Source organism: Shewanella kaireitica, from assembly GCF_023284045.1.
GTDB lineage: Bacteria > Pseudomonadota > Gammaproteobacteria > Enterobacterales > Shewanellaceae > Shewanella > Shewanella kaireitica.
Genome location: NZ_JAKIKQ010000001.1, coordinates 568,348 through 591,215, shown reverse-complemented (window position 1 = coordinate 591,215; position 22,868 = coordinate 568,348). Strand labels below are relative to the sequence as shown.

Annotated in this window: 19 protein-coding genes, 1 tRNA gene and 1 riboswitch; of the genes, 8 read left to right on the top strand and 12 right to left on the bottom strand. The window is 42.0% G+C overall.

Features of this window, described 5'->3' with window-relative positions:
• Positions 1-78: 78 nt before the first annotated feature.
• Entirely contained in the window at positions 79-843 is a 765-nt protein-coding gene (locus tag L2730_RS02540) for an outer membrane protein assembly factor BamD (protein WP_248973155.1), read from the top strand.
• A 75-nt stretch (positions 844-918) separates the two neighbouring features.
• Here the strand turns inward: L2730_RS02540 and L2730_RS02535 are convergent, their stop codons facing one another.
• The 3 genes from L2730_RS02535 to L2730_RS02525 are packed head-to-tail and all read right to left on the bottom strand — an operon-like array spanning position 919 to position 4,851.
• Entirely contained in the window at positions 919-1,980 is a 1,062-nt protein-coding gene (locus tag L2730_RS02535; RefSeq protein ID WP_248973154.1) for a 3-oxoacyl-ACP synthase III family protein, read from the bottom strand.
• Complete coding sequence (locus tag L2730_RS02530; protein WP_248973153.1) at positions 1,971-2,693, bottom strand: hypothetical protein; 723 nt, start codon at positions 2,691-2,693, stop codon at positions 1,971-1,973. The genes L2730_RS02535 and L2730_RS02530 overlap by 10 nt, the downstream gene beginning before the upstream one ends.
• Entirely contained in the window at positions 2,686-4,851 is a 2,166-nt protein-coding gene (locus L2730_RS02525; protein ID WP_248973152.1) for an efflux RND transporter permease subunit, read from the bottom strand. Before L2730_RS02525 ends, L2730_RS02530 begins: the two co-directional genes overlap by 8 nt.
• Before the next feature lie 233 nt (positions 4,852-5,084).
• On the opposite strand from L2730_RS02525, the gene L2730_RS02520 reads away from it, so the two are divergent.
• Positions 5,085-5,160: transfer RNA gene (locus tag L2730_RS02520), tRNA-Phe, on the top strand.
• Positions 5,161-5,365: 205 nt separating this feature from the next.
• On the opposite strand, the gene L2730_RS02515 is transcribed toward L2730_RS02520, so the two are convergent.
• Both L2730_RS02515 and L2730_RS02510 read right to left on the bottom strand, forming a co-directional pair.
• Positions 5,366-7,213 (bottom strand): TonB-dependent receptor domain-containing protein, encoded by a 1,848-nt coding sequence (locus tag L2730_RS02515; protein WP_248973151.1) that lies wholly within the window; start codon positions 7,211-7,213, stop codon positions 5,366-5,368.
• Positions 7,214-7,333: 120 nt separating this feature from the next.
• A riboswitch (cobalamin riboswitch) is annotated at positions 7,334-7,532 on the bottom strand.
• Positions 7,533-8,137: 605 nt separating this feature from the next.
• Positions 8,138-8,785, bottom strand: a complete 648-nt coding sequence (locus L2730_RS02510) for a hypothetical protein (RefSeq protein ID WP_248973150.1) — start codon at positions 8,783-8,785, stop codon at positions 8,138-8,140.
• A gap of 278 nt (positions 8,786-9,063) precedes the next feature.
• On the opposite strand from L2730_RS02510, the gene L2730_RS02505 reads away from it, so the two are divergent.
• Positions 9,064-9,441 (top strand): BlaI/MecI/CopY family transcriptional regulator, encoded by a 378-nt coding sequence (locus tag L2730_RS02505; protein WP_248973149.1) that lies wholly within the window; start codon positions 9,064-9,066, stop codon positions 9,439-9,441.
• Entirely contained in the window at positions 9,438-10,634 is a 1,197-nt protein-coding gene (locus L2730_RS02500) for a M56 family metallopeptidase (protein ID WP_248973148.1), read from the top strand. The genes L2730_RS02505 and L2730_RS02500 overlap by 4 nt, the downstream gene beginning before the upstream one ends.
• 181 nt (positions 10,635-10,815) lie before the next feature.
• On the opposite strand, the gene aroG is transcribed toward L2730_RS02500, so the two are convergent.
• The 5 genes from aroG to L2730_RS02475 all read right to left on the bottom strand — a co-directional run bounded on the left by aroG (position 10,816) and on the right by L2730_RS02475 (position 15,708).
• Positions 10,816-11,865 (bottom strand): 3-deoxy-7-phosphoheptulonate synthase AroG, encoded by a 1,050-nt coding sequence (aroG, locus tag L2730_RS02495; protein WP_248973147.1) that lies wholly within the window; start codon positions 11,863-11,865, stop codon positions 10,816-10,818.
• 429 nt (positions 11,866-12,294) lie between these two features.
• On the bottom strand, positions 12,295-13,464 hold the full coding sequence (locus tag L2730_RS02490) for a tetratricopeptide repeat protein (RefSeq protein ID WP_248973146.1): 1,170 nt from the start codon (positions 13,462-13,464) through the stop codon (positions 12,295-12,297).
• A gap of 124 nt (positions 13,465-13,588) precedes the next feature.
• Positions 13,589-13,912 (bottom strand): hypothetical protein, encoded by a 324-nt coding sequence (locus tag L2730_RS02485; protein WP_248973145.1) that lies wholly within the window; start codon positions 13,910-13,912, stop codon positions 13,589-13,591.
• A 194-nt stretch (positions 13,913-14,106) separates the two neighbouring features.
• Positions 14,107-15,357, bottom strand: coding sequence for an ammonium transporter (locus L2730_RS02480; RefSeq protein ID WP_248973144.1), 1,251 nt, complete (start codon positions 15,355-15,357; stop codon positions 14,107-14,109).
• 12 nt (positions 15,358-15,369) lie between these two features.
• Complete coding sequence (locus tag L2730_RS02475; RefSeq protein WP_248973143.1) at positions 15,370-15,708, bottom strand: P-II family nitrogen regulator; 339 nt, start codon at positions 15,706-15,708, stop codon at positions 15,370-15,372.
• A 260-nt stretch (positions 15,709-15,968) separates the two neighbouring features.
• Between L2730_RS02475 and L2730_RS02470 the strand changes: the two genes are divergently transcribed.
• Positions 15,969-16,511: an isochorismatase family protein gene (locus tag L2730_RS02470; RefSeq protein WP_020913968.1), complete on the top strand. Its 543-nt coding sequence runs from the start codon at positions 15,969-15,971 to the stop codon at positions 16,509-16,511.
• A gap of 109 nt (positions 16,512-16,620) precedes the next feature.
• Here L2730_RS02470 and nrfA read toward each other — a convergent pair whose 3' ends face one another.
• Positions 16,621-18,024 carry an ammonia-forming nitrite reductase cytochrome c552 subunit gene (gene nrfA / locus L2730_RS02465; protein WP_248973142.1) on the bottom strand — a complete coding sequence of 468 codons (1,404 nt, stop codon included), beginning with the start codon at positions 18,022-18,024 and terminating at the stop codon, positions 16,621-16,623.
• A gap of 240 nt (positions 18,025-18,264) precedes the next feature.
• Between nrfA and narQ the strand changes: the two genes are divergently transcribed.
• Both narQ and L2730_RS02455 read left to right on the top strand, forming a co-directional pair.
• The gene (narQ, locus tag L2730_RS02460) at positions 18,265-19,968 is read left to right on the top strand and encodes a nitrate/nitrite two-component system sensor histidine kinase NarQ (protein WP_248973141.1); all 1,704 of its coding nucleotides are present in this window, start codon (positions 18,265-18,267) and stop codon (positions 19,966-19,968) included.
• An 87-nt stretch (positions 19,969-20,055) separates the two neighbouring features.
• The gene (locus L2730_RS02455; RefSeq protein ID WP_020913972.1) at positions 20,056-20,685 is read left to right on the top strand and encodes a response regulator; all 630 of its coding nucleotides are present in this window, start codon (positions 20,056-20,058) and stop codon (positions 20,683-20,685) included.
• Positions 20,686-20,763: 78 nt separating this feature from the next.
• Here L2730_RS02455 and L2730_RS02450 read toward each other — a convergent pair whose 3' ends face one another.
• A complete protein-coding gene (locus tag L2730_RS02450) occupies positions 20,764-21,141 on the bottom strand; it encodes a YacL family protein (RefSeq protein ID WP_248973140.1) in 378 nt (125 codons plus the stop codon).
• Between the two features lie 233 nt (positions 21,142-21,374).
• Between L2730_RS02450 and L2730_RS02445 the strand changes: the two genes are divergently transcribed.
• The gene (locus L2730_RS02445) at positions 21,375-22,832 is read left to right on the top strand and encodes a sigma-54 interaction domain-containing protein (RefSeq protein WP_248973139.1); all 1,458 of its coding nucleotides are present in this window, start codon (positions 21,375-21,377) and stop codon (positions 22,830-22,832) included.
• Positions 22,833-22,868 lie beyond the last annotated feature (36 nt).

Sequence of the window (22,868 nt, the reverse complement as noted above, 5' to 3'; positions counted from 1 at the left end):
GTTACAATCGGATTGTTTCTATTTTATCGTGAAATGGAAAAATTCTTAACTATAACTTTAAAAGAATCGAATTCAAGTATGCATAAAATTGCTAAAAGTGTTGCTGTAGTCCTAATATCGCTTGCTGTTACGGCCTGTAGTAGTAAACAGGGCGAAGACCCTGCAATGATCAAAAGTTCGCCTGAAGTGCTTTATTCTCAAGCAAGAACCTCTATGGAGCTGGGAAATTACAGCAAAGCAGTTCGTTCTTTAGAAGCTTTGGATTCCCGTTTCCCGTTTGGACCTCATAAAACTCAAGTCCAACTCGATTTAATATTTGCTTACTACAAACTCGATGATCCAGCTTCAGGCATCGCTAACATCGACCGTTTCATTCGATTAAACCCAACACATAAAGACATAGATTACGTTTACTATATGCGCGGTCTAGTCAATATGCAGTCTGATCGTTACCTTTTCCACGATATGTTAAACATCGATAGATCTGATCGTGATCCTAAAGCGGCACAAGATGCATTTAAAGATTTCGATAGACTGGTTAAGGCTTATCCAAACAGTAAGTATGCAGCAGATGCTCAAAAACGCATGCAACACTTAAAAAATAGACTGGCACTTTACTCGATCAAGGTAGCTGAATACTACATAAAAATGAATGCATGGAGTGCAGCAGCCATTCGAGCACAGCTCGTTATGGAAGGTTTCCCAGGTACACCATCAACAGAAAGAGCTTTGGAGATAATGTCTCAAGCTTATGGTGAGCTAGGACAAGATAAGCTTAAAGAGCATGCACTTATGGTGATGCAAGCTAACTTCCCTGATAACAAATTGGTTGCTCAGCGCTAATTATTAACGCTGTTTTCCCTCTCGTTAATATCAATAAAGGCCTCATTAGAGGCCTTTATTTTTTTATAGATAGATTTACAAATGTTGGTAAACAAAACCGCCATATAGATATTTTGTCGCTTCAGCACCTAAAACCATCACCTTATCACCAGAGTTCAACACGCCAGAGTTAATCAATTTAGCTAAACTAACCCATATAGCCGCTGAACCTAAGTTCCCAAGTGATTTTGCATCATTAATAATCCGACTAGATTCAATAGATAACGCATCACCAAGTAATCGATCAATATGGCCATTCGCTTGATGGGGTAAAATAAAACGAAAGTCATCAAGATGATGCCCTCGCGACTGCAAAGCAGCCAAACCAAGCTCAAATAATTGACTGCCCTGCTGCCTTACCGCCTGAGTATTATGATGAAATCTTGCCATCTGCTTATTGGCAACATCCTTCGAACCCGAGTCGAGAAAAAAACCAGCCTCTTTACCTACGCCTATATGGCCCAAATAGATATCAGAAATAGTGCCAATCGAACCCGCTAACTGTTCGGCAGGAGCAAGCACCACTGCCGCTGCACCATCCCCCATCTGCACGTAGTTCACCAGCTGCTCGGTATCAATGAATTGATTATCCATATCAAAATAGACTGATCCCGTTTCACAACCAACAATTGCCAGCGGTTGCTGGTTCACAGCACAAAAGCTTGAAGCTATCTGCAACCCATTAGCAAAACCAGTACACGCTTGGCGTAACTCTAAATAGGGACCATGGTATGACAATTTATCCGCAACCCAAGCTGCATTGGGAGGAACTTGAGTATGTGGTGTACAGGTATGAGAGAGTAAATAGTCGAGCTCGCTTATTTCAACATCTGCAGTTAGCAGCGCACCATTGAGAGCTTCAACACTCAACTCTATACTGGTTGGTGCAGGTCGACTTGTTGCAACATTAAGATCACGACACAAATGCCTTCCCTCTATTCCCATTCGCCGTGCAATCGCTTTGGCTTTTCTTGCGGTCAACAAACCGCACTGCTGCCTTAGCTTCTCTAACAAATATTCATTATCAATATTGTCGTGAGGTAGGGCGTGATCAATCCCCTTCAATGAGAGCGAATGTTTAGCAAATTTTACCGCCATTTAGCCTCCAGCTTTCTTGTTACGCCGTCTAAGCACACCCCAATAGACTCAAATGCTCCCCCTTGAGTCAGCAAGAGCTGCATCAAGTTACCCACCACTTGCTCATGTTGCTCAGCAAACTGGTTTGCATCCGCACCAAGCGCCATTGCATGTTTGCGGCTAACGTAAACATGTTTAGCTTCATCTTTTTTTATTAGCCCGCACAATTGTGAAAATGGATGTTCCCTGCCTAAATGGCATTGTTCAAATGACTGCATAATATGGGTAACACAGGTATCTAAGATGGCAATTCTGACAAAGTGTTCGCTGTAATTTTCGACTCGCCCTAAGCTGGCATAAAAACGCTTGGCCTTTCGTTGTACTTGGCTAAAACTTGTCAGTTCCGTCAATTGACTTGCAACTTGTTGCAAGGCTATGTCGTGCCGATATTCATCCGCTTCGACTCCATGCAAACAGCTTAGAATGAGTTTATGTTCCGAGCCAGCTAAGCGCGCTATCTCGCTATTAAATACTAACTGCGCCGATTGCTCACCGCACAGTAATAAGGGCAGCAATCTTGCCATCGTGTCAGTCTGTTGATCAGAAAAACGGATTGGAGAGACTGTTGCTGCTTTTAACCAGTTTTCGATTCGTTGGCCATTTGCATGATCGGCCAACCCAATTGAGTGATTGTGTCTCAATGGAAAACATCGAGGTAAATTTCGCTTAAGCATTTGACCTCCTTAGCACCCAACGCTGGTAAAGCACTGGCAGCATCAACACATCAAAGCCCCAGGCAAAAAGCACGACCAAACAGGACAACAAACTCAGTTGGGCTATTGGAGCAAAGTCAGACAACAAGCCAATGGAAAAACCAAGAGCTATCGTCAGCGTGGTAAAACTGATCACCGGTAGTACCTTACTTAACCCTTGCCACATAAGCGCTATGCTGTCTTTTGAAGGTTCGCTCGGCAGTTTCAACATCAAGTGTAATGTATCGTCAACAATCACCCCTAACATCATACCGAGCACAACGGCCGTGCCTAAGCTAATAAAGCCGCCGTTAAGCTGCCACAGCGCAAATACCCACAGCAAAGGTAGGAAGTTAAGTAACAGTCCCATAAAACCAAACAGCAACGAACGCTTTAAAATACTGAGTAGCACAGCTAACGCTATCAAAGCCACGCCAAATGAAGACAGCATATTATTGGCGTTATCAATGCTTAGGTGAGCAAACAGTAAATTGCTACCAAGCGGTGGACTTACTGTAACCTGCGAAGCATTCTGCTCTAGCCAATAATTAACTTTCTTCTCGAATGCCACCAACTCCATGGCCGTCATCGGTTTTAGATACAGCGTCACGAGGGCTGCACTCTTGTTTGCGGACAGTTCACTCTGTAAATGCAGCTCGGTCACTGAGTTATTAGCCAGCAATTGATGAAACTGACTTTGCCCAAGCCCAGTACTTCTGACCCAGTCACCTAAGTGCTGCACTTTATTGACTTCAGTCTGAGCTTTTAAAAAGCGTGCAAATTTATAAATAAAGCTCAGCTCAGTTCTATCCACTTGCTCACCTGAAACACTCGCAACAACATAATGTTGCAAGTTAATGCCAGCAAAATACTGACGCATTTTCTGGCTAGAAACGGTAAAAGGGTTGTCTTCATTGAAGTAACTTAATGGGTCGTCATTTAAGGTCAATTTAGAGACACTAAATGTGGCAGCGATACTGATAAGCACAATCCCCAACATAACCGAGTTGGGTCTTTTTACATTATATTTAGCTAATCCTATAACAGTGGTAAATAAACGGATTGGTTGAGGCTTTGTTACCGAGAACTTGGCAAAATATATAAGCGTGGTAAGGCTCAGTAAATAGTTACAGAGCACAGCAAAAGCCACGAGTAATCCAAAGCTTTGAATTGGAGGTGATGGACTAAAAGTCAGTAAACAGAAACCAAATATAGTGGTAATGGTTGAGTAGAAAAGTGGTGCTTGATTTACACGAACGGTTTCTGTTAGCGCTAATTCATTCGACAAACCATTATTCACCGCCCTGCGCCAACCAAAATACAGGTGCGATGCATAGGCAAGCGCTAGCGTCACAATAATCACCGGCACAAAAGCACTTATAGCAGCCAAAGTGAGCTTCAACCATGCAGCAACGCCAAGCGTCAGAACAAGCGCTATCAAGCTATTAAGGCACAGCGCTGCAATCCATACTTTCTGCCGAATAAATAGAGCCGCCATAACAAAAATGACAAGTAATAAAGAGGGGGCAAACCAAGTAAGGTCATGGCGCAATACTTTGGCATACTGCCAATTTAAGGCATGAGTGCCATTGAGGTAACTTTCAACCTTCAATGGTTGCCAGAACTGTTGCGATTGAAGTTTGATGTTATCTAACGTATCGATGAGCCATAAGCTACGGGTTTTAAATTGTGATGCCTTAGACTCATCTAGCTGAAACTGTAGCAATATTGCATGGCCGTCATTAGACAAAACGGAATCTAGACGAGGATGCTTCTTATAGGGCAAGATTTTATTGGCTTGGGCGCTACCTTGTACAAATTGGTTATAGCCCTGCACACTTATGATATCTGACTGTTTATCAATTTGAGAGACAAAGGCTAACAAGGAGTGGTTAAGCTCGCCGTCACGCCAGTCCTGCTTGCTCTCAAGCAATAACCACAACTGATCATGACGTTCGAAGTTATCACTCATGTTATTAAAAGCAATAAAACGTGGATCCTCTGGAGAGAAGTAATCACTAAAATCGACATCAAGGTTCAACCTATGTAGCCCTAGCAATGAAAGCAACAACAGAAAAGCAATAGCTACGAGTAGCACTATTGGATAACGTTGAATTTTCCAAACAGTCTGAATATGCAACTAGCTTCACCCTCATTGATATTTTAGTTATAAACACTAGACCGTGTAACTCACGATTATATTCACAGTTTTATAACAAATAGTAGTCCAACAGCTAAAGCTATCGAACAGACAAACAAATTGCTCAGTTGTGCAGCTAAACGCTGAATTATTCAACGCACAGTTAAAAAATAGCGATATTTAGCAGAAATTGGTTGACTCAAATCGGTAAAAGCCTTTTAATAGCGCCCGTTGCCCGAATAGCTCAGTCGGTAGAGCAGAGGATTGAAAATCCTCGTGTCCCTGGTTCGATTCCGGGTTCGGGCACCAATATTTAGTTTAGGTGTTGCAACATTTAAACATTAAGCTTAGGCAATTTAAGACCTCAAGCTTACAACTTAAACCTCGCCTAGCGAGGTTTTTTTGTATCTGCGGTTTGAAACCCTACAACAACACACTCTTTAGTTAGATTGTAGCCACAAAAAAGCCAGTCTTAATCAGACTGGCTTTTAAACTATTTGCAGACGCTATAAGCTTATAGCGCGCTATAGCTCACGCTGAAAAATAGCTCTCTACCTGGGCTGTTGTAATTAGTCACCGACACAATGTCTTCATCGAAAACATTATTAGCTTTTAAGCGTAGTTGCCAACTATCAGAGACTTGATAACCAACACCTAAATCTAATTGATGATAAGCATCTAGATACTGCTTATATCCAGCATAGCGTTTACCTTGATAATGATAATTAGCCAGTAGATCAAAGTCATTCCAACGGTAGCTTAGCGAGTAATTCACTTCATTTTCGCTGCGGCCGGTTAACTTTTCTTCAGTCGCTTTATCTTCAGTATCTAGGTAGGTATAAGCCAATTGATGTTCTAAACCAAATAACGAAAATTTAGTAAAGAATTCCGCACCTAAGATCTCTGCATCACTGATATTTGCTGGTTTCCAGATCTGATAACCATTGCTATCAAGCTCACCAGTCCACGCCCAGTCGATCAAGTTTTCGATATCATTTTTAAACACACTAATATAAGCCTGAACATCGTTGCCTTGGTAATTCAGCGTAATATCATAGTTTTCAGATGTTTCAGATAGAAGATCGGGACTGCCTAAGTTTGGATAATACAGGTCGTTGAATGTTGGTGCTTTAAATGCTGTTCCAGTAGTTACAGCTAGACGCCACTGTTCATCAAACTGGTAGGCAAGCCCTAAGTTATAGGTTGTTTCACTGTCGACATTCTCAACGTCATCATAGCGAACGGCAACTTCAGCAAGCAATTTATCCCACTGCTTTTCTGCAAGTAAATAAACGCCGACCAAATCTCTATCAGTTTGGGCATAATCTCCAAGCACAGCTTCATTCGACCAATCAATGCCGCCACTAAGGTTTAGGCCGTTGCCAACTAAATACTGATTACTCCAGTTAACTTGCTTACGCTTAGTTTCAAATTCACTCACATTTACAGCTACGCTATCGCCGCGGAAATACTCGTTATAGTCACGAGACTGGCTTATAGTCAACTTACTGTTAAAATGCTCCGCACCGTATTGAGTACCTAAAGTCCAAAGGTAATTCGCGAAATCAAACTCATCGTCGCCACCAAAACCATAAATGTCATCGTATTGAGTATTGCCCTTATCGTACTGACCATTCCAAAGTGCCTGCCACTGTTCATTTAACGATTGTGAACCTTTAACAGATAGCGATGTACGATCATAACCGTCAGCATCATTTTCTGCTTCAGCGCCATTGTAGACATCGTAGCCATTTGAACGATCATGGTTGATAGCTAGCGTACTGCTGCCTTGTCCATGCTCCAGACCAATACCAGCAGAACCACGAACATAATCATTGCTACCGTATTCAGCGCCAACATACCATTCATCTGATTTTAGCTGGCGGGTAAATATTTGAATCACACCACCAATAGCATCACTGCCCCATACCGATGCTCTAGGGCCTTTTAGCACTTCTATTCGCTCAATATTCTCAGGAGAGATAGTACTTAAGTTTGCAGTACCCAATGTTGCAGAACCGATTTTCACACCATCGACAATGATTAAAGCATGGTCACTACTGGTTCCGCGGATACTTACAGAAGAAGCCTGCGCAGCACCGCCATTACGAGTAACACTAACACCAGGCAGATTTTCTAACACGTCGACAATTGACTTCGGATTAAGCCGTTCAATCTCGCTGCGTTCAATAGTATTAATAACGGTAAGTTGTTGTTCAGTGCTTCTATCGAAACGGGTACCAGTTACGGTAATGGTTTCGATAGTCACGTCTTGATTGGATTCTGCTGCCACTGTTGGCAATGCAGTTAAGCTGAATACGCCGCTGATCAGCAACGCAATTTTAGATGGTTTAGTACCCATTTACCCTTGACTCCTAAAGGAAAACGGGGCAAATGCGTCACGGCAGTGTAAATCAATTAGCGCATAGTTCCTTCGCTATATTTACAATTTGCCGCACTTCGAGATCTGCCCGCCGAAATCATCGAAATCACTTTACGGGCCGGTCTCCGGACTTAGGTTCTATATTGATGAGGTCATCAATATGCGACAACAAGCTTTAAAGCGCTTGTGTCTCACCATTCACCGTTGCGGGGGCAGTGTCAGAATTTAACTGACTTCCCGATTATCCTCAGCCAACACGCAAGTTGAAAGCAGAGGCACCAATAAAGTTGACTAGTTAGTTATTTTTTATGGTTGTTACGCTGCGGTATGTTGAGGTTACCGCTTTGTGCGCGCATTATAGACGTCTATACGGTTAAATGTCTAACTAATCAAAGAGCAGATTTGTTCTAGCTTAGATTGTAATGACTAGACTTATCGCTATAAACAGAACGAACGAGATAAAACTTAGCAGCTAATCCTTTAGGGTCTGTTGTTCTTTCGAGCTTAGTTTTTGTTCGATTCTTTACCGTAAGGAATAATGCTTCTAGTGCAAGGCTTGAGCGATGACGCTCAACCAGCTAAGTGAAGAGCACATAACGCATTCTAGTCATAACAGAATAGAAGCAATGAAACGAATCCAAAGGACAGCATTTCTTGGCCATTTTTTCTGCGTTAAAGTCTCTTTGTGGAGAATGACTACACGACATAGCCTCTGCCTTGACAAAATGGCCAATAAATTGCTGCAAAAACAACCATGAAAGAGCTGCAGATCCTAGTCTTGTTTCGCAATATAAGCGAATAAACCCAGTATCAAAGCCTTTTTAGCAGCGCTATGCCAATTGCTACTGAAGATTTAGTTATCATCCATATTAGTCAAAAATACTTGTATTAAGCACTTAAGCTCTAATTTAAATTGAACGGGCTGACAGCTGACATGAACTCTCGATAGTTTGTCTTTTCAATCGGAGCGGTGATGGCATTAAACTCAGTACCTCGCAACGACTTATGAATAAGGTAAAGATCACGCTCACCGCTAACCGCTGTATAAAAACCTATCTCACTTAAGTGGGGTGGCTCACTGTAGAAATCGATTTGTAGTTCATTAAGATGACTATTAGGCATTTGTGTACAACCTATAATCGCACTCGCTGTTTGATACCCATTGATATACTCATCATCTACGCGCTGATAAATCACTTCACCGCTACAGCTTTCTCTGTAGGTATCGACCATGGTATCAAGGAACTCTTCGGGCGCAATATTTGCAGACAAGCCCTCAAATCCTTGGATACAAACCATTGAAGACCAGTTATGTAACCCTTCGCTTTGAGGTAAAAACTCGGCAGAAAACATCCCATCTTCAAGTTGGGTGTAGGCAAGTTTCCAGTCATTGGGGAGGAAAAAACTTAATTTCTGGCTAAATATAGGCAGTTGCTTAGGCAGCCTATTAAACGAGCTCTCTGTCATTTCAGATGCATAGACACTCATTAAAGAGTGACAACAAAAAAGTACTGAACAGATTACCCTGCGTGGCAGCTGACTTGCTTTCATACCTTTACAATCCTTGTTTAGGGTATTTATTTTGTGCGTAGTGTATCGCTACAGCAGCAAAAGGCATAGATAAAAAATCACTTCCTAGCTATTGGCCGGACTTAAGTCGGCCAATAGCTAATCTATTCAACCGCATACTTGAAACGCCACTACTTATTATCATTTAATTAACATTAGAGCTTGCACATTATGATTACATTTGTAATCATAATTATAAATTACAACTGTAATCAATAGATGTCATCAGTGAAGTAATAACTATTGAAGGGATAATAATCATGAAAGAGATAAGTAATGCCGAGCTCAATGTACTCAATGTGCTTTGGCAACAATCCCCAATAAGCGCCAGCGAAGTCGTAGCGCTGTTGACTCAGAGTAATGACTGGCATGAAAAGACTGTTAAAACGCTGCTGAATAGACTTGTGAAAAAACAGGCTATCGGTTTTGAAAAACAGGGGCGTAGTTACTTATATCATCCATTGATCGATCAAAGTGATTATCAACTGAAAGAGAGTGAATCTTTTATCGAGAGACTCTTCTCTGGCAGAGTTGCGCCATTGGTTGCAGGCTTTGCTCGTGAAAATAAACTAAGTGCAAAAGATGTAGAGGAGTTACAGCAACTGATTGATACCTGGCAAAAGGAGAATAAGTCATGATCCTCTGGCTTCTTCAACAAACACTGTTGCTAAGCCTCGTTTGCAGCATACTCTTACTTAGCCATAGTCGATTGCAAAAATACCTAGGTGCGCACAAAACCTATGCTCTATGGATGCTTTTGCCGCTGATCTTATTAAGCTCACTGTTAGTCAATTACCTACCAACACAGCTTTTCCCCGTTCAGTCCGAACAGATTGCTTACTACAGTGTTAAGGCTGGAAAGGTGATAAGCCAAAGTGAGTCTTCTTGGTACAGCCAAATACTTATCTCCGCTTGGTTGATTGGTTTTAGTTGTATGACTTTTGCTTTATTTCTGCAAAGTGCTTACCTACGCACATTGCTGCAGACAGCTATAAAAGTAAAAGGCTTAGCTTCATATCTGCCCACCTATAGCCACCCAAAAGTTCACAGCCCTATGTTAATAGGGATTATTAGCCCTAAGATTATTTTGCCAACTGATTTCGTCAGTCTAAGCCCGTTAAAGCAGCGTGCCATTATTGCTCACGAACAATACCATCACAAAAGATTGGATCTGTTTTGTAATCTTTTAGCCTACGGGATCTTAGCAGCATTTTGGTTTAACCCACTGTTTTGGCTAGCCTATAAACGCTTCAGAAATGATCAGGAGCTAGCCTGTGATGCCAAGGTGACAGCCACTCTCGATACTGCAGAAAAAATAGTTTATAGCAAAATGCTACTCACTTACTCACAACAGGCTAATCACGGTCTGTTACACACTCACTATGGAAATAAACACATACTCAAGGAGCGTATTATGCAAATGAAAACTCATCAAAAAGGCCAAAGTGGTCTAGCCGTTATTGGTCTGACAGTCGCACTTGGCTTAAGTAGCCTTTTACTAAACCAGCAAGTGTTAGCTGGAGATGATAAAAATCAGGATATTCATCCCGTGATTAGAATAGAGCCCACTTACCCTGCTGCGGCAGTTGAAGCTAATCAGAACGGTTTTGTAGTGATGAAATTTGATATCACTCCCGCTGGCGAAGTGAACAATATTAAAGTGATTAAATCATCGCCAACGGCAGTGTTTGATGCATCAGCCATTAAAGCGTTAAAGCAGTGGCGTTATAGCGAGTCCAAAATGGGGGCAAAAGGATCATTAGTGCAGCTTGATTTTGTGGTTGAAGCCCCAGCTAATGGTATTGAGAAAATTCAGGTTAGCTCAAAGTAAATCCAGGATTTATATTGAGATTAGAGTACGAATAATAAGTTTGACGATAAAAGATAAACACCAGTAATGCTGCGTTTATCAACAAAGAGCCTAGATGCTCTTTTTGTCGTTATAAAAACCCATAAAAAAACCCGGCGCTAACACCAGGTTTCATTTTAACAAATAGCTTAGCGCTATCTTGTTATCTACGCTTGAGAATACTCTCGTTCAATACGCTCAGCATTGTCTCAGTGTCACCCCAGCCGATACATGCATCCGTTACACTCTGGCCATAACAAAGTGATTGCCCTTCAACAGGATCCTGTCGCCCTTCAACCAAGTTACTTTCGACCATTACACCAAATATCGATGTTTCACCGGCGCTCAATTGGCCAGCCACATCATCGGCAACAGACATTTGCAGCGCAAACTGTTTACGGCTATTAGCATGGCTAAAGTCGATCATAATATTATTAGCAAGCCCTGCTTTATCGAGCTGCTGATTGATCTCTGCCACATGTTCTGCACTGTAGTTAGGCTCTTTACCACCACGCAAAATGATATGACAATCAGGGTTACCTTTGGTTTCAACAATCGCTGAATGGCCAAATTTAGTCACCGAAAGGAAATGGTGAGGTGCGCTGGCAGCGCCAATGGCGTCAATAGCGACTTTAATAGTGCCATCGGTACCATTTTTAAACCCTACAGGGCTTGAAAGACCAGAAGCTAACTCTCTATGCACTTGTGATTCGGTGGTACGGGCGCCAATTGCGCCCCAACACATTAAGTCGGCAACATATTGCGGCGTGATCATATCTAAAAACTCACCAGCAGTTGGCAAGCCCATATCATTAAGATCAAGCAAAAGCTTGCGAGCAGTGCGCAAACCATCATTTAGCTTAAAGCTGTTATCCATATTTGGATCGTTGATTAATCCTTTCCAGCCAACTGTTGTGCGTGGCTTTTCAAAATAGACTCGCATAACAATCTCTAATTGATCTTTGTACTTCTCACGTAGTTCAACAAGACGTTTTCCGTACTCAACTGCCGCAACAGGATCATGAATAGAGCAAGGGCCGATAACCACTAAAAGGCGGTCATCCTTTTTTGCTAAGATATTGTGGATGCTTTCACGCGCATTAAATACGGTCGCCGATGCGTTCTCTGTTGCCGGAAATCGCTCCAAAATTGCAATTGGAGGTAACAACTCTTTAATCTTATTAATTCGAACATCATCATTTTGGTAATACATGGTAATACTGCGCTCCGTCTAGCGTGTGAATTCTTATCTCTCGATTGCGATACTGCGTTCAATTTATCCAGTATCTCCTCTCATTGCAATCAAGTAATTATAAATTACATAAAATAAATTTAACTATCTATTTTTAAAGATATAATTTAAGTAACTTTCACCATCTTCATTCTATAAAGAGCCAATTAATTCCCACTAAACATTCAATAATGCTTTCAACTAACTAATAACGTGCTCAAATACAGTCATGCACAAGTATATTAAATGTTGCCTGTAGTCAGGATCGCGACAGCCCCCAGCTGAAAAAATCAACGAATTGGGCGGTGATGGTGGCTGTTCTATTGGGGGACATCAAAATTTACTCTTTGAAAGGCAAGCATTAGGGAGCACTGCATTTCGATAAAAATATAGATGTCATTAGCAAGTAAGCTAATGACTTCTCATTGCATGAAGTTTTGATTGATAACGATGCTTATTGTTTAAGTCGTTGGACAACGATAATGCCTTCTCCATGTTAACTTGAGCTCGACGTTCATCACCCGTAGCCCAATATGTTCTAGATAGACCAAAATAGAATTCATGGCGATAATCGGCCTTATCAATCGCTTTTTTATACCAGTTTAACGCGAGCTTATACTCTTTATCGAAGTAAGCTTGCTGCGCCATGCTGTAGTAATAATAAGGATTATGGATCCGAGCGAGTTCCATCACTTTGTGCACATCAGCCCACTCATCAAGCCTATTTTGCTCTCCAAGAATAATCGCATAGTTATACAGTGCATTCATATCTTCGGGATCGATGATTAACGCTAATTTATACAGAGCCTCAGCCTCTTCAATCAGACCTTTATATCGATATAACACTGCTAGCGTATTAATCGCTGGCAAGAATTGATTATCCTGCTGCAAACTGAGTTTTAATAAGCCATACGCTTTATCATATTGTCCCTTTACCAAAGCTTCAGCAGCAACATTATTGTAATACATTGAGGCCACCATCGACTGGCTCACTCGACGCTTGTCATAGCCTTGCATTGCTCGTTCGGGTAAAAAATCGATTTGAATGGCACCGCTAGAAAAGTTAATGCTATTACTCCGCTCTTGCGGCAGTAACTTAAGGTTAATATGACCATTTACAAGATAAAAGCCCCCTTGTTTGTCCCAAACAGGTGGAACGTCAATCTCTTGGAATTGAACCGTTACATCTAGCTCATCGGCTATAGCGGCGGTTAGTAACACTAGGGATAAACAGTTACCTTCTCTGTCATTAAAGGTTTCACTGGCAGAGCGGGTTAAGTTATCGGCATAACGAAATCCACCATCTTGAGCGTTAATATAATTTGCCAACCACTGATGAACCATGGTGCTGCTAGTAGCAGACAGTTTGGAGCGATTAAAGTCCCTACGAACGCTTTTAAGGTCGCTATCTGATAAATAAAAAAGACTCTCTGCCGCTGGAAGCTCTGGAATCGCATCGAAGTGTTCATCATGATAATAGCTTTCAAGTGCATACTGTTTGCTTGGTTCAGAGGTTGAAGTACAAGCTTGAAGCAACAATAATAAAAGCATAGATAACAGGGGAGCTGATACTTTCTTCATAACGCTCTCTACACAAAAAACCTTACCTATAAGCATAGTAGGAATAACTTGTGCACTTGGCTAAAAACGTTACAAATCGTAAACCAAAAGTATTACTAACTCCGTCAATAACCAGAGCTAGAGATTAAGGCGTTATTGCTGATGGTTTATCTATCTCTATATAAAGCTGTTTATCTTGATAGCTATAAGGCCGATAGAATTGAGAACCGCAGCTGAAATAGCGATAGGGTACCGCAACAGGTAAACAACCTAACGGCAACGCTTGTAGGATTTGAATCTGACGTTGAAACCTAAGCGACTCTTGCCACTCATGCTCCAATAGCACTTGATCACGTACAGCAAAAGCATCAAATGGTTCACTGGATTTACGCACCACCACTTGACCCGATGCTGCGCTAAAACTACTAAAGCACAACAATAGTAAACTGGTATTTATGATTTTTTTCATTAATCTATCACCAAGTAATACCTAAGATAAAGTTAACTCCATCCTATACTTAACACTCGTGCAAATCCATTGGTCATATATTATCCCCTCCCCTTTCTATCTCTAGTAGCGATACTGATTCTGGATATTTAGAGAAAACATTTCCCCATAAAAAAGCAGAGCCTAAGCTCTGCTTTTTTCATCTCAGTGAATAGTTAGCTGCCACTTTTTACCGAAACAAACTCCGGGTACGCATCGATACCACAGTCTGAAGCATCCATGCCGTTATACTCTTCCTCTTCAGTAACACGGATCCCCATTGTTGCTTTAAGGCCAAGCCAAACAACAGTAGAAGCAAGGAACACCCATGCAAATATCACCGCTGCGCCATAAAGCTGAGTGATAAAAGATGCATCGGCATTCGATACCGGTACTAGCATTAAGCCTAATAGCCCTGCCACACCATGTACCGAGATAGCCCCTACAGGATCATCAATTTTAACTCGGTCAAAGGCAACAATCGAAAACACCACCACGCCGCCAGCAACAATACCGATAACTCCAGCCATAGCTAGCGACGGCGATAATGGATCCGCCGTAATTGCCACTAATCCAGCCAAAGCTCCATTTAAGATCATTGTTAAGTCAGCTTTCCCCCAAATGAGTCGACATACTATTAAGGCCGATATCGCACCAAACGCCGCAGCAGAGTTGGTATTAACAAATATCTTTGCCACAGCACTTGCATTCTCAGCGTCCGATAGCAATAACTGTGAACCACCATTAAAGCCAAACCAACCCATCCACAAAATAAACATACCTAAGGTTGCCATAGGCAAGTTGGAGCCTGGGATCGGATTCACCTGCCCGTTTGCACCATACTTACCTTTTCGAGCACCAAGTAACAATACTCCCGAAATAGCCGCTGCAGCACCAGCCATATGCACAATGCCACTTCCAGCAAAATCAACAAAACCAGCTTCAGATAAGAAGCCGCCGCCCCAAGTCCAGTAGCCTTCAACAGGGTAGATAACTGCAGTCATAAACACTGAAAATGCCAAGAATGCCCATAGCTTCATACGTTCAGCCACAGCACCAGATACGATCGACATGGCAGTTGCCACAAATACCACTTGGAAGAAGAAATCCGACTCAAGCGCATGATCTGCACCATCCGCTTGTGAACCAATCAGAGAACCAAATGAGGGTAACCATCCACCCTCCCCATTATCTACATACATAATGTTGTAACCAACGATTAGATACATTACACATGCAATTGAATATAAGCAGACGTTCTTAGTTAAAATCTCAGTGGTGTTTTTTGAGCGAACAAGTCCCGCTTCTAACATGGCAAAACCTGCCGCCATCCACATCACTAGCGCACCGGAGATCAAAAAATAAAAAGTATCCAGAGCGAAACGTAGCTCTGTTACCGTTAATCCAAGTTTAGTTAAATCGTCCATTTCCCTACCCCTTTAAAGTGCTTCGTTATCGAGTTCGCCAGTTCTTATCCTGGTTGCTTGCTCTAAGTTGGTAACAAAAATTTTGCCATCACCAATCTTGCCTGTTCTAGCAGCTCCGGTAATCGCTTCCACTAGCATTTCTACATTTTCCGCTTTGGTTGCTATTTCGAGTTTTACTTTTGGCAGAAAATCAACTTGATACTCAGCACCTCGATAAAGCTCTGTATGGCCTTTTTGACGACCAAAGCCTTTAACTTCAGTAACGGTCATCCCCTCAATACCAACATTGGCGATAGCTTCTCTTACATCATCTAACTTAAACGGCTTAATAATGGCACTGACCAATTTCATGGCTATCTCCCTGAAGACTATTTTTAATTCTGATAAAGACAATTCAAGCATTAGGCCAAAATTACAAAGCGATTAAAAACATATAGATAGAGAATAACACTCATGTTAGAAGGAATTTAAATGCACCAATCGAGTGCATTTATGCAGCGACTGCACTGCCATAAGGCACAGTCATTACGGCTTAGACTTATCGCCTATTGGCTGCGACACAGATTTGGGTTGTACTAGTGCAAATAATCCACAAGTACCAAGGACCTTGAATGTTGAAACCTGAAGATTGCGTATTAGTTGTTGTGGACGTGCAAGGGCAACTCGCACGAGTGATGCATCAAAGTGAAGCACTACACCAAAAACTGACCATATTGATAAAAGGGGTACAGTTATTCGACATACCTATTTTATGGCTAGAGCAACTTCCGGATAAGCTTGGTGCGACAACTGACGTACTCGCCACAGAGTTGATACGAACCACAGAGCCAATTGCAAAGCAGCACTTTAGTGGCTGGCAATGCCCTAAATTTAGAGCAAAGCTTTCCGCTATGGGACAGAAACATATATTGGTAGCAGGGATAGAAACTCATGTTTGTGTCTATCAGACCTGTATGGACCTTCTCGACAATGCTTACCCTACACACTTAATCGTCGATGCTATGTCTTCGAGAACACCTGAGAATAAACAGTTAGGTATAGAGATGATGCAGGAACATGGCGCGCTAAAAACAAATGTAGAGTCATTGCTATTCGAATTGCAGCATGAAGCAATAGGCGAGCGCTTTAAAGCATTATTAGCGTTAATTAAATAGCGGTGTTTAACAGAAGGCTAAACAATTTTTGACGCATAAAAAAAGCCCTCATAATGAGGGCTTTTTTACAATAGAGCTATGCAGAGAAAACTTAGCTATATATTAGCTGTTACTTGTAAGTCGCTTCACGCTTTTCAGCTTCTGCATCCCACTTAGGTAACATCGTTTTCTTGAATTCAGCTTTATCAGCATTCATCTTCTTCATATCCATACCTAGAGCTGCTTGAGCTTTAGCTTTGGTAGAAGTGTCTGGGTAAGCAATTGGTTGCTTAACGCCTTTAGCAGCAAGTAGTTGAGCAAGCTTGATGCGTGCGTCAGCAGCTTTATCTACCGCAGTACCTAGTACACGAAGAGCTTCATCAGCAGCGTGAGCAGCAACACCGTGTGATGCAGTTGCGTAGTCCCAGCGCCATTGTGAATGACGGATATCCATAAGGATAGGCTTCATTTCAGCTTCAGTAGCACCCGCATCCCAAGCAGCTTTTGCTTCGAAGTGAGCTTTAACTAGCTGAGTTTCAGCACGCTCTTTAAGGTCAGCAACTTTATGCTTACGCTCTTCAGTTAGGTTAACCATGAACTCTTTGCTTTGCTCGTGACAAGTTGCACAAGTTTCTTCAAAGCGATCGAATGGGTTACCCACTTTGTGATCAGTAAATTTACGGCCTTTGTCACTCTTAACTTTAGGCATGTGACAGTCAGTACAACTTACGTTGTTCTTACCGTGAACACCTAACTGCCAAGTTTCATAGCCTGGATGCTGTGCTTTAAGCATTGGCGTTTTAGAAACAGCGTGAGTCCAGTCAGAGAATTCCATGTTGTCATAGTAAGCTTCCATCTGTTCAACAGTGGTGCCCATATCCCAAGGGAATTTAACAAAGCCTTTCTTATCTTTAGTCTTCTCGAAGTAGTACTCTACGTGACACTGACCACAAACCATTGACTGCTTGTCTTTCTTAGACGCTTTATCAAATGGAGTGCCAAGTGTTTCCATTGCGCGTTCAGCGAATGGACGAGAGATACGTAGCTTAGAAGAGCCTTTTACGTGACAATCGCCACAGCCAAGAGCGTTAACGATTTCAGGGCCGCCTTTAGCCCACTTGCCAGTGAAGTAACCATCTTCACCTTGCTCTTCGATCATACGAGGTACGTCTGGGCTCTTACAAGACCAACATGCCATTGGCATTGGACCATCTTCAGCTGAAGTCGGTGCGCCAGTACGAAGCGTATTACGTACGTCTGTAACTGCGTACATGTGACCACGAGGAGCGTTATAGTCTTTAGCAAAACCATAACCTGCCCAAAGAACAACTAGGCTAGGTACTTCTTCAAGCATATCTACAATTTCTTTGCTTTCTGAAGTGTCATGCCAAGTCTCATATTGATTCTTGAACTTGTTCTTGTAAACTTCGTTACGAGGTTCAGTTTTATCACTTGCGAATGTGCTACCAGCTAGTAAGCTAGCAACAACCATTGCACTAAGTGCAAAAGTCTTTTTAGTTAATGTTCTCACCATCTCATCTCCATATTACTTTATAATCTTTATAGCCCCACCTATTGCAAGGTTGAAGTTAGACTCTTATTTAATACAAAAACATACCCCTTAGGGGGTATCCAATGTAAAACTTGCGTTAGATCAACATGTGAACGTGTTGTTGCTCACACTTTTATGTTTTTGTTAATGTATTCAATCAACCACTAATGTAGAACCGCTATAAACGAATAGCACATAAATCCAATAATTGAGAGTTTTTGAATGAAAAAAGGCAGACTTACATCGGCAATATGGGGATTCATGTTGACGCTGATATTACTCTCTAGTGGTCTTGCCATTTTTGCTATTGTAAATCTCTCATATAGCTTGGGCGATGCTAGAGCAATTAATGCATCTGGTTCACTTCGTATGCAGAGTTACCGACTCATGTTTTATGCAAACTCTGGTAGTGAATCCGCCTCAGATAAAATTGCGGAGTTTGAAAATACACTAAACTCTCAAGCACTTAGAGCATCGCTAACTTGGTACACCCCCCAAGATCTTAAAGACAAATACTTAGCCGTCATCGATAAATGGCAAATTATGCGCTATTACATCGAGTCCGAAAACTCTCGGCTATACGCGGCAGCGCTAAAAGACTTTGTCGACACCATTGATCTATTTGTACTAGAGACAGAGCAACACGCCGCCTTTAAACTAAAAATGCTCGCCATTAGTCAAATAACCGGTTTGGCTATAATGTTACTCATTGCCTTTGTCACCGTCAGAATAGCCAAACGCAAAGTTGTTAAGCCTTTGCAACAATTGATGCAGGCTGCAGATACAATTTCACAAGGTAATTTTAATGTAGTCATGCCTAAAACAGAGTATATCGAATTGAGTGCATTAAGCAGCGCTCTCGATACCACAATTAAAAAGCTTGCCAGTGTATATCAGGGACTCGAGTCTCAAGTTCAAGAGAAAACGATTGCCCTCACCCGTGCTAACAACGAATTGAAATTACTCTACGATAATGTGGTGATGTTACATTCAAGTAAATTAGACATAAGTACACTAACCGATGCAATAAATCAGTTGCAGAGCCATAATCCCGATATCAACTTGAGGCTAGTGATAGTCGAGGATGAACAGGTGCAATATATCATCGACGCACAAGGGGAGTGGCCGCGTGATGTTAAAAGCACACAAAAGTTTGCGCTGCAGTTCGAGCAGAGCAACCTAGGCTATTTAGAGGTGAACTCAAAGCAACCCTTCTCAACCGCACTTTATAGTAACTTTGCCATTATGCTTGCGCGCTCTATGGTTATCCATAATGCTGGAGAGCAAAGACAACAATTAGCATTGATGGAGGAGCGAGGCGTCATTGCTCGTGAGTTGCATGATTCATTGGGCCAGTTACTGTCATTTTTAAAAATCCAAGTTAACCTACTGTCCAAAGAGTTAGACAAAACCTCTAAGAGCCCCCGAGCAGCAGAACAGTTACAAGAAATAAATGAAGGGGTAAATACCGCCTATGTTCAGCTTAGGGAGTTATTATCAACCTTTAGACTAACCATTAAAGACCCCAACCTAGGCCATGCTATAGAAGCTATGATCGAACAACTTCGTGGCCAAACTGATGCCGAAATAACCTTAGACTATAAGCTTCCGGTACAATTGCTCGGCGCACATCAGCATATTCATATCCTTCAACTCACTCGAGAAGCAACGCTTAATGCAGTAAAGCATGCTAAAGCGAAGCATATTCATATTAGTTGTCAGAAGATCAGTGACGAAAAAGTGATTATCGATATCAGTGATGATGGCGTAGGTATCGAAAAGCTCAAAGAGAGAGACCAACATTTTGGCTTAGGGATCATGCATGAGCGCGCCAGTCGCCTTTCAGGTGTGGTAGAATTTAATCAAAATGTGGAAGGTGGCGCCACAGTGTCCTTAACTTTCCCGCCTCAACAAGAACCTGTATAAAACTATTAGCTTATAGAACAGGCTCATAAGGCATAGCAGATGCATATTTTAACGAATTACAAATTTACCTCAGCAGGAGGCCTTTAAATGGGTAAGCCTTATTCAGTACTCGTTATTGACGATCATCCACTTTTACGTCGTGGGATCTGTCAGCTTATTACTTCAGATTCAGATTTTACTCTGTTCGGTGAAGCAGGAAGTGGCCTAGATGCACTTTCAGCAGTTGCTGAAAATGAACCTGATATCGTACTACTCGATTTGAATATGAAAGGGATGACAGGCTTAGATACGCTCAATGCATTGCGGCAAGAAGGGGTCACCTCGCGTATTGTCATTTTGACCGTTTCCGATGCTAAGCAAGATGTGATTAGGCTTGTAAGAGCGGGCGCTGATGGTTATCTGCTAAAGGATACCGAGCCAGATCTACTGCTCGACATGCTTAAAAATGCTATGCTTGGACACCGCATTATTAGCGATAATGTGAAAGAGTATTTGTCAGAGCTAAATAGCTCTGTCAACGAACAGGAATGGATTGAAAACCTAACGCCAAGAGAGCTAGAAATTCTGCAACACCTCGCAGAGGGCCAAAGCAACCGCGTCGTTGCTGAGCAACTGCATATTAGTGAAGGTACCGTCAAGGTGCATGTAAAGAACTTACTGCGTAAAGCAAACGCAAAATCTCGTACAGAGATGGCAGTTAGATACCTTAACCAGTAGTTATCTACTCAAAACTAAATAATAAAAGGCAGCCTAGGCTGCCTTTTCTTTAGTGCTTAACTGACATAAATTACATCATTAGCGTTCATCTAAAAATTTCCGCCAATTAATCAATACATCGTAAAAATCTTCTAGTCCGCAAAAAGCTTCTGACTCACCATCATAAAATGACATCGACTCATCCATTTCAACATCATCACAGTCACCTTCGGCGATATTATTTGCAAAGATCCTAGCCTGCTCACGATCTAACTCAATAGAGAGTGCCTTCCCAACGAGACGCCAGTCACTTAGTTGGCTAGCTTGTAATTTTTCAATATGCTGACAAATATCAACATGTTTTTCGGCATTATCACCTAGCTCTTCAGACAACCAAAAACCTAACGCTTCATGATCCATACTAAACCGCGCAAATGCAGTACCGGTTATTGTATTGCGCAAAAAATCGTATTCCATAATCAGGCTCAAAACTCAGTAAAGACTCAACAAGTACCATTTTAACTTAATATATGCTTACCTGCCCTGTTCAATTATCTTTTCATCACTAATAAAAACAAGTCACCAGCAAATATTCACTTAGACAATAATCTTACACTTACCTCGATTAATATAGTCACGTTATGTCGTGACTTGACTCTTTAGCGTATACTTATGCTGGATTGCTCACCTTATATCGCGATAGGAAGACCATGACAGCTATCAATCTGCAACAAAAAACCACACACGCAGACTTTCTGCCAGAAAACCAATTGATACTGAATGCAGTTAGTGAAGGCATTTATGGCTTTGATCTCGAAGGCAATGCGGTGTTCATTAATCCTGCCGCTGAAAAAATGACAGGCTGGCAAACTCAAGAGTTATTAGGCAAAAATATTCATGACTGCCATCACCATAGCCACAACGATGGCAGCCACTACCCCAAGGAGGACTGCCCCATCTACAGCACGCTTAAAGATGGTGTTGCCCGCGAAATAAGCCACGAAGTATTCTGGCGTAAAGATGGCTCTAGTTTTCCAGTACATTACACCTCAACCGCCGTCTATAAAGATGGCGTAATGATGGGCGTAGTCGCGATATTTCGTGACATTAGTATTCAAAAGCAAACGGAACAGTCTTTGCGACAAGCATTAGAACAGGTTCAGGCCTTATCAGAAAAGTTATCTTTCGAAAATCAATACCTGCAACTTGAGCTTGCCGACAGAACTGGGGATGTAGGAATATCAGGTAGCAGCAATCAAATATCTCAGTTAATCCAACAGATAAAACTGGTGGCAAACACAGAGAGCACCGTACTCATTAGTGGAGAAAACGGCACTGGTAAAGAGTTGGTTGCGCGTAACCTACACCGCTTAAGTAACCGCGCCGACAAACCGTTAGTGAGTGTTAACTGCGCCGCATTCTCAGCGGCGCTGTTAGAGAGTGAACTGTTTGGCCATGAAAAAGGCGCTTATACTGGAGCGACAAGTCGCCGCAAGGGACGATTTGAATTGGCTAACAATGGCACGCTGTTTCTCGATGAAGTAGCAGAGCTAACCCTTGAAGCCCAGTCAAAGTTACTGCGCGTTATTCAAGAGCAAGAGTTCGAGCGAGTAGGCAGCAGCCAAACGATAAAGGTGGATATTAGGTTGATTACTGCGACTCACCATGACCTACTCAAACGGGTTGAACAGGGGTTATTTAGAATGGATCTATACTACCGCCTGAATGTCTTTCCAATCATAGTACCGCCATTGCGTAATCGATTATCTGATATTCCAGAACTTGTCAGCCACTTAATCCTAGAGCTTAATAAAAAGCTCGGTAAGAAGATCAGTAAAGTGAGCCAACGCGGCATGCAAAAGCTCATCAAACACAGCTGGCCTGGCAATGTGCGTGAACTGCAAAATGTCCTTGAAAGAGAAATGATTTTATCAAATGGCCCCATACTAGAGTTTGGCCAGTTAGCCGCAGAACCACACATGCAAACGTCAAGCGGCACCGGGGCTAAGCAAACATTAGCTGAAATAGAAAAAGCCCACATACTAAAGATATTAAAGCAGAACCAATGGCGGATCTCTGGTACAACAGGGGCGGCGGCAATACTCGGTATGCCACCTAGCACTTTGCGATCTCGAATGAGCAAGTTGGGTATTAGCCGTCCCATTTAATGACTCGAAAGCTCACGACATATCGTCACTTATCGA